Here is a 12,540-nt window from a genome sequence, read left to right as displayed (position 1 = left end):
TTGGCGGCGCCGGCGGGGATGGACGCGGCTGGGTCCCCGCCGGGGACATGCTCTCACGGCAAGGCCTTCGAAATCTTGCCAGGACGTCAGGGTGAGTGCGTGTCCCCATCGTCGCCCCGAGCCCTTCCGGCAAGCCCGCGGACGACTTGGGGGACACGCACTCACCTCAACCGCTCTGCAATCTGGCCGACGTTCCGTCGTGAGTGCATGTCCCCGGCGGATGGGGGCTTTCACTAAGCAGACGTTTCAAAGGTCCGAGAGGGGTGGAAAGCGGACATCGTTTTATTTCGTCGGCTTTCTGGGCAGGTCCCGGAACAACGCCTTTTCGAGGCTGAGCGCCATCCCGGCGTTGCGACCGGCCAAGGTCACGACCCGATACTGCGCCGCTGTGCCCAGGATCAGCGACGCCTCCGAGACGCTCAGGCCATAGTCCTGCTCCAGCCACTGGACCATGGAGCCGGTCGCCGCGCGCACCGCCTCATCCAGCGAACTGGACTGACCAATGACCGTGATGGCGTCGGCGGTTTCGACACGCGGGCTGGAAAGCGCCCTGCTCGGCAGCACCTCCACGCTGAACTCCACGTCCAGCGAAGTTTCCAACGCCCATTGGGTCGTCTCGCCATCGCCTTGAAGCGCGTGCCCGTCCCCGAGGAAGAGCAGGCCGCCCGGCTGGTAGACCGGCAGATACAGGGTCGCGCCCTGGCCGATCTGGTTGAAGTCCATGTTCCCTCCGAAGCGGCCCGTGTCGCCGGCCGAAAAGGGCGCGAATCCGAAGTCGGGCGCCACCCCGACGCCGCCCAGCATCGGTCGCACCGGGACGACATAGTTCTTCAGCCCGACGGGCGGGTTTTCCAGCCGAGCCGTTCCGGCGGTGCGATCCAATCGCCACCGCACCCGCTGGCCCAGGCCGGCGGACCGCGCGGCCAGCCCCAACGGCATCGCTCTGCTCGTGATGCCGTCCAGGCTGTCCGCATAGTCCCGGTTCAACGCCAGCTTCCTGATATGGATGGCCAGGACATCGCCGGGATTTGCGCCGACGATGAAGAACGGCCCCGTCTGCGGATTGCCATAGAGGGCCACGGTGCGACCGTGCTCGTCCACGCCCCCGGAATCGATCGTCCAGGTCGCAATGACGTCGCCCGGCCGGACCACCATGACGGGCGCCCTCTCCGCCGTGAAGGTGTTGGAGAAGGTCTCGGGCGCGTAGGTGCGCCGTTGCGGCGGGCCGGTGGGAATAGCCAGCCGTTGGGCCGTGAACGCGTGTCTGGCCCGAGCATCGGGCGTGTTGGTGTCTGGGTAATCCGCCCAGCCAGAGAGGACATCCCCCGTCTGCGACGCCTCGAACCGATAGCGCGCGCCGTCAGGGTCCACGGCGGAGAAGACCAGCCCATCCTTTTCGCGACGCCCCTCAACCGCCAGGTTGTTGAGCCGGCCCGAAAGCGCTTCGCCCGTCGCCTCGATGGTCAGGGTGCTGCGCTCCGTATTGCCCCAACGATCAACCGAAAGAACCCAGGTCTGCGTCTCGGCCCAGGCAGGCGAGGCGGACAGCAGCAACAGGACGGCGACCAGGTTTCGCATCAACGGTTTCCTTGGAAAGACGTCGACGGTAGCCACGGCTCGCGATGCGGCAAGTTAAGCTTCGGCAACGTCCGGTCGGTGCGATCCGGGAAAGCAACGGCGGGTCCGCCAAGGCTCGAAGGCGGCCATCCGTTCGCCTCCCACAAGCGAGGCTTTCGGCCGCCTGGGCGCGCAAGCACGGACTCCGCCGCTCCGTGTCCCGAGCTTGTTCGAGACCCAGGAAGCTGGAAAACGGTGGAGCCCGCACCGCAGGCTCCGCTATAAAAGCCGAAATCGGCGTTTTCGCGCTTGCCATGGTCCAGCTAGGCCCGGCACCTTCACCACATCCATAGGTCGTAATTCGTGCAAGATCCCGCCCAAGCCGTCTATCTCACCCTCGGGATCGCCATCGTCGGCGGCTACCTGCTGGGCTCGATCCCGTTCGGGCTGATCGCCACCCGGCTGGGCGGGGCGGGCGACATCCGGCAGATCGGCTCGGGCAATATCGGCGCGACCAACGTGCTGCGCTCGGGCCGCAAGGACCTTGCGGCCATCACCCTGATCGGCGACGCCGGCAAGGGCGTGGTGGCGGTGCTGCTGGCCCGCTGGCTGACCCACGACAACGCCGCGATCATCGCCCTGGCCGGCGGCGCGGCCTTTACCGGCCACCTGTTCCCGGTCTGGCTGAAGTTCAAGGGCGGCAAGGGCGTGGCCACCTTCTACGGCGTGCTGCTGGCCGCCTGCTGGCCGGTGGGCGTGCTGGCGGCGGTGACCTGGCTCGCCGTGGCCATCCTGTTCCGCATCAGCTCCCTGGCCGCCCTGGTCGCCGCCGCCTTCGCCGCGCCCTTCGCCCTGGCCACCGACCAGCCCTATCCGATGCTGGGCCTCAGCCTGTTCATGACCGTGCTGATCTTCATCCGCCACAAGGACAACATCAGCCGGCTGCTCAAGGGCCAGGAGCCCCGGATCGGCCAGAAGAAGACGGCGGAAGCGCCGCCTCCGCCAAACCCAGTCGAGGGCGCGTGACCCCGCGCCGCCTCTCGGACAGCGAGCGCCTCGCCTGGCTTCGGCTGGCGCGCACCGAGACGGTCGGCCCCGTCGCCTTCGACCATCTGCTGACCCGCTTCGGCTCGGCCGAGCGGGCCCTGCAGGCCCTGCCCGAACTGGCCCACCGGGCCGGCCGCGCCACGCCCCTGCGCCCGCCGCCGCAGGACGAGATTCTGCGCGAGCTGGAGACCGGCGCCAGGCTGGGCGCGCGACTGATCTGCGCCTGCGAGCCGGACTTCCCCTCGCGCCTGGCCGCGCTCGACCCGCCGCCGCCGGTGCTGTGGGCCCTGGGCCACGCCGAACTGCTGCCCCAGCCCAGCCTGGCCATCGTCGGGGCCCGCATCGCCTCGGCCGGCGGCCAGCGCTTCGCCCGCCAGCTGGCCGCCGAGCTGGGCCAGCACGGCTATGTCGTGGTCTCCGGCCTGGCGCGCGGCGTCGACGGCGCGGCCCATGAGGGCGCCCTGTCGACCGGCACCGTGGCGGTGCTGGGCGGCGGGGTCAGCGACATCTACCCGCCCGAGCACGCCGGCCTGCACGCCCGCATCGCGTCGGAAGGCGGCTGCATCGTCAGCGAAAGCGCCTGCGACCGCCGGGCCATCGCCAAGGACTTCCCGCGCCGCAACCGCATCATCTCGGGCCTGTCGCTGGGGGTGATCGTCGTCGAGGCCGAGCTGAAGTCCGGTTCGCTGATCACCGCCCGCCTGGCCGCCGAGCAGGGCCGCGACGTCTTCGCCGTGCCCGGCTCGCCGCTCGATCCCCGCGCCAAGGGCCCCAACGACCTGATCCGCCAGGGCGCGATCCTCTGCGAGAGCGTCGAGGACGTGCTGCGCTCGCTGTCGGGCCAGGCCCACCTGCGCGAACGCGAGCGCCCTTACGCGGCCGAGGACGACGGCGCCGACCTCGACCACGAGGCCCTGCGCGAGACGGTGGCCGCCCTGCTCTCCCCCACCCCGGTCTCCCGCGACGAACTGGTCCGCGCCACCCGCGCCCCGACCTCGGCGGTGATGGCGGCGCTGGTGGAACTGGCCCTGGCCGAGCGGGCGGAGCTGTTGCCGGGCGGGATGGTGACGGGGGTTTGAAAACCTATCGTGATAGGTTATTCTGACCATGGTTACCGTTCATCGCGCGTCCGGAATGCGTGTCGTCATCTACGTGGATGACCACGAGCCCGCGCATGTCCATGTGATCGGTGACGGTGAGACGAAGATCGAACTCTCGGGGCCTGGCGATGCACCGAGGCTCGTTTGGAACAAGGGCATGAAACGTGCGGACGTTCGTCGAGCGCTGGCAATCGTGAGAGAACAGCGTGGCGACTTGCTCGCATGGTGGAGCGAGATCCATGGCTGAGCTGACTGACGCGGAAATCGACGCCGCCACCGCACTTGGCGAGCAACTTGCCCTGATTGAGCCGAGAGCTGCTTCCGCTCGCTACGATCAAGCGACAGGTCGTATTGTCGTGGAGCTCACCAGCGGATCGGCTTTCGCGTTTCCGGCCCGCCTTGGTCAAGGTCTCGAAGCGGCGACTGATGAAGAATTGGCCCAAGTCGTGATTCAAGGCGCCGGCTATGGGTTGCACTGGGAGAATCTGGACGTGGACCTCTCGATCCCGGGCCTGGCCGTCGGGATCTTCGGCACGAAGGCCCATATGGCCCGGATCGCCGGACGAAGCGTCTCCGCCGCCAAGGCCGCCGCGGCGCGCGCCAACGGCGCGAAGGGCGGACGTCCTCGCAAGGCCAGGACCGCCTGACCGAAACCCACGGACAACCGCCCGTCAATCTTGACGAGAATCTAAGCCATCGACAACGTTCGACTGATCTGGGGGAAGACGTCCATGCAGCTGTCCGGCCTTGTCGCGACCGTGGCGCTGGCCGCGCTCGCCTCCTCCGCCCTGGCTCAACCGGCCAAGGACGCGGTCGCACCGGACCTGGGACCGGATTTCTACGCCGGCGCCCATCAGGCGGTGGAGGTCGAGCCGGGTCGCCATCTCAACCTCGTCTGCCTGGGCCAGGGCGCCCCAACCGTCGTGCTGGAATCCGGCATGGGCGACGACAGTCTGGCCTGGCGCAAGGTCCAGGCGCGCATCGCGACCTTCACCCGGACCTGCGCCTATGACCGAGCGGGCTACGGGCTTAGTGACGCGGCGCAACGGGCGTCCGACGCCGACAACACCGTGGAGGACTTGGCGCTTCTGCTCGACAAGGCGCCGATCACCGGCCCCGTCGTTCTGGTCGGCCATTCGCTGGGCGGGCTCTACGCCACCCATTTCACCAACCTGCACCCTGACCGGGTGGCCGGCATGGTGCTGATGGACCCGGCGCAGCCGGGCGACGGTCGCGCCTATGGCTCGCTGTGGGACCGGGGCAGGCAGGGCTACGCGCAATCGCTCGCCGACAGCGAGCTCTGCCTGAAGGCCGCGCGGGAAGCCGATCTGACGCCGACCCACAATCCGGCCGACTGCCTGGAAGATCCGCCGGGCAAGGACCCCGCCTTCCACGAGGAGATCAATCGGCGCTGGGGCAAGGCGAAATATATCGCGGCCAATATTTCCGAAATACGCAGCATGCTGGCCGACGCCAACGGCGACAGCCTCGATTCCCGCCAGGCCGGGCCCAAACAACGCGATTTCGGCGCCCTGCCCTTGATCGTGCTGGTGTCCTCTCCCGCGCCCCCTCCTGGCGCGCCCGAGGACTGGAACAGGGGCACGGCGATCAAGCACGACCTGAACCGCAGGCTGGCGGCGCGTTCGACCACGGGTGAGTTCCGATTGGTCCCGGATTCCAGACACTATATCCAGGACGACGCCCCGCAGGTCGTGGTCGAGGCCGTCCGATCGGTGGTCGATGCGGCCCGAGAATCGCCGCCGGCCCGATAAGCGCCCCGCGCCGAGATCCAGCGCGAATTATCCTCTCTCTTAAGAGAGAGCCGGGAACCAAATGCGCCGTTGGCGACGGCCGCCGTTGACAGACCCCTGGCGCCGCCCCCACTTTCCGGCGCTTCACCCAAGGTTCGCCTTGGGAAAGACCCCTTCTCCCCAGGTCCAGAGTCCTAATGATCGTCGTCGTCGTCGAGAGCCCGGCCAAGGCCAAGACCATCAATAAGTACCTCGGGTCCGGCTATACGGTTCTCGCCTCGTACGGCCACATCCGCGACCTGCCGTCCAAGGACGGCTCGGTGGAGCCCGACAACGACTTCGCCATGCACTGGGAGGCGGACGCCAAGGGCGCCAAGCGGATCGGCGACATCGTCGACGCCGTGAAGGGCGCCGACGGCGTGATCCTGGCCACCGACCCCGACCGCGAAGGGGAAGCCATCAGTTGGCACGTGCTGGAAGTGCTGCAGAAGAAGAAGGCGATCAAGGACAAGACCGTCCAGCGCGTCACCTTCAACGCCATCACCAAGACCTCGGTGCTGGACGCGATGGCTCATCCGCGCGACATCGACATGGAGCTGGTCGAGGCCTATCTGGCCCGCCGCGCCCTGGACTACCTGGTCGGCTTCACCCTCTCGCCGGTGCTGTGGCGCAAGCTGCCCGGTTCGCGCTCGGCCGGCCGCGTGCAGTCGGTCTGCCTGCGGCTGATCGTCGACCGCGAGCTGGAGATCGAGCGCTTCAAGACCCAGGAATACTGGAGCGTCGAGGCCGACGTCACGGCCGGCGCCGAGCCGTTCGTCGGCCGCCTGGTCAAGCACGAAGGCAAGAAGCTCACCAAGTTCGACCTCAACAACGAGGGCTCGGCCCTGGCCGCCAAGGCGGCGGTCGAGAAGGCGACCTTCAAGGTCGCCGCCGTCGAGAAGAAGCCGGGCAAGCGCTCGCCCGCCCCGCCCTTCACCACCTCGACCCTGCAGCAGGAAGCCTCGCGCAAGCTGGGTTTCAGCGCCCAGCGCACCATGCAGGCCGCCCAGAAGCTGTATGAAGGCATCGACATCGGCGGCGAGACCGTCGGCCTGATCACCTACATGCGGACCGACGGCGTGTCGGTCGAGCCCGAAGGCATCGCCGAGGCGCGCAGCGTGATCGGCAATGTCTACGGCGCGCCTTACGTCCCCGAGACCCCGCGCTACTACAAGGCCAAGGCCAAGAACGCCCAGGAGGCCCACGAGGCCATCCGCCCGACCAGCCTGAACCGCAACCCGGCCTCGCTGCGCCTGGAGCCGGACCTGGCCCGCCTGTACGAGCTGATCTGGAAGCGGATGATCGCCTCGCAGATGGAGAGCGCCCGCATCGAGCGCACCACCGTCGACCTGGAGAGCGCCGACGGCCAGACCGGCCTGCGCGCCACCGGCCAGGTGGTGCTGTTCCCCGGCTACCTGGCCGTCTACGAGGAGGGCCGCGACGACGAGGGCGACGAGGACAGCGCCCGCCTGCCGATCATCGAGGAAGGCGCGACCGCCAAGGTGCTGGACGCCCGCGCCGACCAGCACTTCACCGAACCGCCCCCGCGCTATTCGGAAGCCAGCCTGGTCAAGAAGATGGAAGAGCTGGGCATCGGCCGCCCCTCGACCTACGCCTCGGTGCTGACCGTGCTGCGCGACCGCGAATATGTCCGCATGGACAAGCAGCGCTTCATCCCCGAGGACAAGGGCCGCCTGGTCACCGCCTTCCTGGAGCAGTTCTTCCGCCGCTACGTGGAGTACGACTTCACCGCCGCCCTGGAAGAACAGCTGGACCTGGTGTCGGACGGCAAGCTGGACTGGAAGCAGTTCCTCCGCGACTTCTGGAAGGACTTCCACGCCGCGGTCGGCGAGATCGCCGAACTGCGCACCACCAACGTCCTGGACGCCCTCAACGAGTCGCTGGGCCCGCACATCTTCCCCGACAAGGGCGACGGATCGGACCCGCGCCTGTGCCCGACCTGCGGCACCGGCATGCTGTCGCTGAAGGTGGGCAAGTTCGGGGCCTTCATCGGCTGCTCGAACTACCCCGAATGCCGCTTCACTCGCCAGTTGGCGACCTCCGAAGGCGACGGCGAGGCCGAGGCCGCCGACAAGGAACTGGGGATCAACCCGGCGACCGGCCGCGCGGTGTGGCTGAAGAACGGCCGCTTCGGCCCCTATGTCGAGGAGCCGCCGGCCGCCGACAGCGGCGACAAGCCCAAGCGCTCCAGCCTGCCCAAGGGCTGGACGCCGGCCGGCCTGGACCTGGAAAAGGCCCTGCGCCTGCTGTCCCTGCCCCGCGAGGTCGGCAAGCATCCGGACGACGGCAAGGTCATCACCGCCGGCCTGGGCCGCTTCGGGCCGTTCGTGCTGCACGACGGCACCTACGCCAACCTGGAGAACCCCGAGGAGGTGTTCGACATCGGCCTGAACCGCGCGGTGGTGCTGCTGGCCGACAAGCGGGCCGGCGGCGGGCGACCGCAGCGCGGCCAGGCCGCGGCGCTGGCCGAGCTGGGCAATCACCCGGAAGACGGCAAGCCGGTGCGCGTCCTGTCGGGACGCTTCGGGCCCTACATCAAGCACGGCGACACCAACGCCAATGTCCCCAAGGGCGCCGATCCCGCCGCCCTGACGATGGACGAGGCCGTGGTGCTGCTGGCCGACCGCGTCGCCAAGGGCGGCGGCAAGAAGCCGGTGAAGAAGGCGGCGGCCAAGAAGGCTCCAGCCGCCAAGACGGCCAAGGCGAAAGCCGTGGCCGCCGACGGCGCCGCGCCCGCGAAGAAGGCTCCCGCCAAGAAGCCCGCGGCCAAGAAACCGGCGGCCAAGAAGCCCGCCGCGAAGAAGGCCGCAGCCGAGGCGTGACGCGCCTCGGTCTCTTGGTCAGTGAAAGATTGGGGGTTAGGCTAGGCTCATGACGTCTCTCGAACGCCCTCTTCCGTTGCCTGTCGTTGTCCTGATCCTGTCGGCGATCAGCGTCGGCGGCTTCGCGTTCGGTCTCAGGGGCGCGATGGACAAGGGCGACAAGAGCCAGGCCGTTTCGACCGCCCCCCTGGCCGAGGTGTCGGGCGTGCCGGTGCGCGAGGCCCAGCCCGTGGTGGCGGTCGCCCCGCCGCCCCCGCCCGTGGAGGCCCCCAAGCCCAAGCCGGTCGAGGTCGTCGAGGCGCCCGACGAGGCCGCCTCGGTGGTCGAGGCGGTGCCCACCACGCCCGCCCCGATCGCCGAGAAGAAGCCCGAGCCGCCGGCCCAGACCACGCCGCAGCGGATCGAGGACCTGTACTGAGGCTCTCGCGACCGCCGCCGTCACAGGCCTGACGATGACCGTCGCCATGATCGCGCCCTAACGACGCGATGGGCGCGATGCGAGGGATCAAGATGAAGCACGGTCAGCGTCTCGCCCTCTCCATCATCCTCGCCGCCGTCTCCGCGCCGGCCCTGGCCCAGGCGCCGGACGACCGGCTCCGGGCCGCCGTGGCCGCGATCGGGCTCGACATGTCCGCCGAAGCGATGATCGGCCACTGCGAACAGGCCGCGCCCTCGGCGGCTTCGGGACTGCGCCCCAAATGGCGGCAATGGCGCGAGGACGTCCTGATCCAGCAGGTCTCCAGCGCCATAGCGCCCGAAAAGCTGGCCCAGGTTCGGGACGGGATGACGTCCGTGGCGACCGCCAGCGTCGACAAGCTCAAGCAGATGGGTCCGGCCGAACGCGTCTGCCCCGACATCGCCGGCTGGCTGAAGGAGGGCCCCTTCGACATGCGCGGCGCCTATCCGGCCGTCTATGCCGATCTGGCCGAAGCCGGCCAGGCGAAGGCGTCCGCCTCGGCGCCCAGGCCGAACCAGGCGACGGCGCCGAGAACGCCAGCCAAGACCGCGTCCGCTCCCGGTCTCGACCCCGCCCTGGTCCAGGGCCTGCTCTACCACGGCTATGGCATCACGGGCGCCAACGGCTACGAGTTCCGCGAAGAGACCCTCCTGCTGTTCAAGGACGGGACGGCCTATTTCGGCGACATGGCCTCCGCCGAACTCGACGTCGCCCGCTCGCGCCAAGCCGAGCCCAACCTGTGGGGACGCTGGCGGCGGAAGGGCGACGATTTCCAGATGCTGCGCAACGACGCGACCGGCCGCCCCAGGGGCGACTGGTACGACCAGTCGGGCCGCCTGATCGCCACCTGGAAGCCGGGCCAGCGCCTGGACGCCACCTACACCAGCAAGGCCTTCCACGGCAGCCTCGGCCTGGGCGGAACCTACAGTTCGACCTCCTATAGCTTTTCGCCCGACGGCCGCTTCGAGGTGATCGGCTTCCGGCGGTCGGGTTCCGGCTCCGTGGCCGCGGCCGGCTCCGGCTTCGTGGCCAGCGGCTCCGGCTATTCCGACGGCAAGGGCTCGCGCGCCTCGGCCGGCGGAGGCTCCGCCGGAGCTTTCGCCGGGTCCCAGTCGCGATCCGACGACGGCGCGGGCAGCCGGGGCGTCTATCGCCTGGACGGCCTGCGGCTGGAGCTGAAGTACGATGACGGCCACACCGAGTCCGTCCTCTGCGCGCCCTGGAGCAGCGATCTGAAGGACATCTACATGTTCGGCCGCACCTTCAGTCGCGGCTAGGCAGGGGCGGACTTCATCGCACCGGCGAACGCTTTCCCTTTCCCATCGCCCCCTGTCCCGCGTTAGACGAAGGACATGGCTAAACCGCGCTCGCCCAAGTCGTCCAAGTTCCCCACCGCGTCCAAGGGCGCGAAGGCCCCCAGGCCGCCGGCCGGACTGCCGGACCGCGACACCCTGATCGCTTTCCTGCGCGACGCCGGCGAGGCGGCGAAAGCCGACATCGCCCGCCATTTCGGCCTCAAGGGCGCCGACCGCCGGGCCCTGCGCGAGATGCTGCGGGAGCTGGAAGCCCAGGGCGCCCTGGGCAAGCGTGGACGGCGTGGCTTCGCCGAAGCCGGCGCCCTGCCCCCGGTCGGCGTGGCCGACGTGGTCGAGCGCGACGCCGACGGCGACCTGTTCGTCCGCCTGACCAAGGGCGGCGAGGACCTGCCGCTGGTCCGTCTGGCGCCCGGCAAGGGCGACGCCGCCGCCGGCGGCGCGCCGGGCATGGGCGACCGCCTGCTGGTCCGCTTCGAGCAACTGGAGAACGGCGACACCGAAGCCCGGCTGATCAAGCGCCTGGGCCAGAGCGCCCACAAGGTGCTGGGCGTCATCCGCAAGCACCGCCGCGAAACCCGTGTCGAGCCCGTCGACCGCAAGTCCAAGGAAAGCCTGCTGCTCAACGAGCAGGAGGCCAAGGACCTCAAGGACGGCGACCTGGTGCTGGCCCAGGTCGGCACGGCCTCGGGCCGCTACGGTCCCAAGTTCGGCAAGGTGCTGGAAGTGGTCGGCCGTGAGGACCATCCGCGCGCCGCCTCGCTGATCGCCATCTACAGCCACGGCATCCCGACCGGCTTCAGCGAGGAGGCCGAGGCCGAGGCGGCCGCCGCCAAGCCGCCGACTCTGGACGGCCGCGACGACCTGCGCGACCTGCCGTTCGTGACCATCGACCCGGTGGACGCCCGCGACCACGACGACGCCGTCTACGCCCATCCCGACCCCGACGCCGGCAATGTCGGCGGCTGGATCGTCTGGGTGGCCATCGCCGACGTCGCCGCCTATGTCCGCCCCGGCACGACGCTGGACCGCGAGGCCCGCGAGAAGGGCAACAGCGTCTACTTCCCCGACCGGGTGGAGCCGATGCTGCCCGAGGTGCTGTCCAATGGCCTGTGCTCGTTGCGCGAGGGCGAGAACCGCGCCACCCTGGCCGTGCGGATGGTGTTCGACGCGCAAGGCCGCAAGAAGAGCCACAGGTTCGTGCGCGGCCTGATGCGCAGCGCCGCCAAGCTGTCCTACGAGCAGGCCCAGGCCGCCATCGACGGCGTCGCGCCGCCCGACGGCCAGGACGCCGACAAGGCCGGCCCGCTGCTGGACCCGATCCTCAAGCCCCTGTGGGCCGCCTTCCGCCTGATGGGCAAGGGCCGCGACATCCGCTCGCCCCTGGCCATCGAGAGCGACGAGCGCAAGATCATCATCACGAAGGACGGCGAGATCGCCTCGATCACCCGCCGCCCCAGCCTCGAGGCCCACAAGCTGATCGAGGAGATGATGATCCAGGCCAACGTCTCGGCCGCCGAGAGCCTGGAAGCCAAGCGCACGCCGCTGATCTACCGGGTCCACGACACGCCCAGCCAGGAAAAGGTCATGAGCCTGGTCGAGTTCCTGCAGACCCTGGAGGTCAAGTGGTCGAAGGGCGAGGCCCCGACCACGGCGCGCTTCAACAAGCTGCTGGACGACACCCGCGAGAGCCCGCACCAGGCGATCATCAACGAGGTGGTGTTGCGCACCCAGATGCAGGCCCACTATTCCAGCGACAACCTCGGGCATTTCGGCCTGAACCTGGCGCGCTACGCCCACTTCACCAGCCCGATCCGCCGCTATGCCGACCTGATCGTGCACCGGGCGCTGATCCGGGCCCTGAAGCTGGGCGACGACGGCCTGACCGACCAGGACATCTCGCAGATCAAGGACACCGCCGAGGTCATCACCCACGCCGAGCGCCGGGCCATGGCCGCCGAGCGCGACGCCACCGACCGCTACATCGCCGCCTTCCTGGCCGACCGGGTGGGCGCCACCTTCACCGGCCGGATCACCGGGGTCACCCGCTTCGGCCTGTTCGTGAAGCTGGACGAGACGGGGGCCGACGGCCTGGTGCCGGTCTCGTCGCTGGGCGAGGAATATTTCGTCCACGACGACCGCATGCACGCCCTGGTCGGCGAACGCACCGGCAAGCGCTGGCCCCTGGGCCTGGCGGTCGACATCCGCCTGCGCGAGGCCACGCCGGTGACCGGCGGCCTGCTGTTCGAGATGCTGAGCGAACCGCTGCCGGCCGACCCGAAGGCCCCAAGGCCGAGGCTGGGGGCGCGGTCGAAGGCGGCGGTCAAGCCGCGCGGCGGGCTGCCGAAGGGCGTGCGGCGGGGCAAGCGCAGATAGCGCCCTCTCCCAGCGGGAGAGGGAGGGGCCCGCCGCGTAGCGGTGGGAGGGTGAGGG

At 69.5% G+C, this 12,540-nt stretch carries 10 protein-coding genes; 9 read left to right on the top strand and 1 reads right to left on the bottom strand.

Features of this window, described 5'->3' with window-relative positions:
* Positions 1–282 precede the first annotated feature (282 nt).
* On the bottom strand, positions 283–1,578 hold the full coding sequence (locus tag PMI01_RS22205) for an acetamidase/formamidase family protein (RefSeq protein WP_007674528.1): 1,296 nt from the start codon (positions 1,576–1,578) through the stop codon (positions 283–285).
* Positions 1,579–1,920: 342 nt separating this feature from the next.
* On the opposite strand from PMI01_RS22205, the gene plsY reads away from it, so the two are divergent.
* The 9 genes from plsY (at position 1,921) to rnr (ending at position 12,483) form a co-directional block, all read left to right on the top strand.
* The gene (gene plsY / locus PMI01_RS22200; RefSeq protein ID WP_007674527.1) at positions 1,921–2,583 is read left to right on the top strand and encodes a glycerol-3-phosphate 1-O-acyltransferase PlsY; all 663 of its coding nucleotides are present in this window, start codon (positions 1,921–1,923) and stop codon (positions 2,581–2,583) included.
* A complete protein-coding gene (gene dprA, locus PMI01_RS22195) occupies positions 2,580–3,683 on the top strand; it encodes a DNA-processing protein DprA (RefSeq protein WP_007674526.1) in 1,104 nt (367 codons plus the stop codon). Before plsY ends, dprA begins: the two co-directional genes overlap by 4 nt.
* Positions 3,684–3,711: 28 nt before the next feature.
* A complete protein-coding gene (locus PMI01_RS28260; RefSeq protein WP_035037797.1) occupies positions 3,712–3,951 on the top strand; it encodes a DUF4160 domain-containing protein in 240 nt (79 codons plus the stop codon).
* On the top strand, positions 3,944–4,351 hold the full coding sequence (locus PMI01_RS22185; protein ID WP_007674525.1) for a DUF2442 domain-containing protein: 408 nt from the start codon (positions 3,944–3,946) through the stop codon (positions 4,349–4,351). The genes PMI01_RS28260 and PMI01_RS22185 overlap by 8 nt, the downstream gene beginning before the upstream one ends.
* A gap of 84 nt (positions 4,352–4,435) precedes the next feature.
* Complete coding sequence (locus PMI01_RS22180; protein ID WP_007674524.1) at positions 4,436–5,476, top strand: alpha/beta hydrolase; 1,041 nt, start codon at positions 4,436–4,438, stop codon at positions 5,474–5,476.
* Between the two features lie 176 nt (positions 5,477–5,652).
* Complete coding sequence (gene topA, locus PMI01_RS22175) at positions 5,653–8,337, top strand: type I DNA topoisomerase (protein WP_007674523.1); 2,685 nt, start codon at positions 5,653–5,655, stop codon at positions 8,335–8,337.
* Positions 8,338–8,413: 76 nt separating this feature from the next.
* Complete coding sequence (locus PMI01_RS22170; protein ID WP_238537102.1) at positions 8,414–8,755, top strand: hypothetical protein; 342 nt, start codon at positions 8,414–8,416, stop codon at positions 8,753–8,755.
* Positions 8,756–8,847: 92 nt separating this feature from the next.
* Positions 8,848–10,071, top strand: a complete 1,224-nt coding sequence (locus tag PMI01_RS22165; protein WP_007674520.1) for a hypothetical protein — start codon at positions 8,848–8,850, stop codon at positions 10,069–10,071.
* 75 nt (positions 10,072–10,146) lie between these two features.
* Positions 10,147–12,483, top strand: a complete 2,337-nt coding sequence (gene rnr / locus PMI01_RS22160; RefSeq protein ID WP_007674510.1) for a ribonuclease R — start codon at positions 10,147–10,149, stop codon at positions 12,481–12,483.
* Positions 12,484–12,540: the final 57 nt, after the last annotated feature.

The organism is Caulobacter sp. AP07, assembly GCF_000281955.1.
Taxonomy (GTDB): Bacteria; Pseudomonadota; Alphaproteobacteria; order Caulobacterales; family Caulobacteraceae; genus Caulobacter.
The sequence above is the reverse complement of the archived record's forward strand: the minus strand, read 5'-3'. Positions and strand labels throughout refer to the sequence as shown.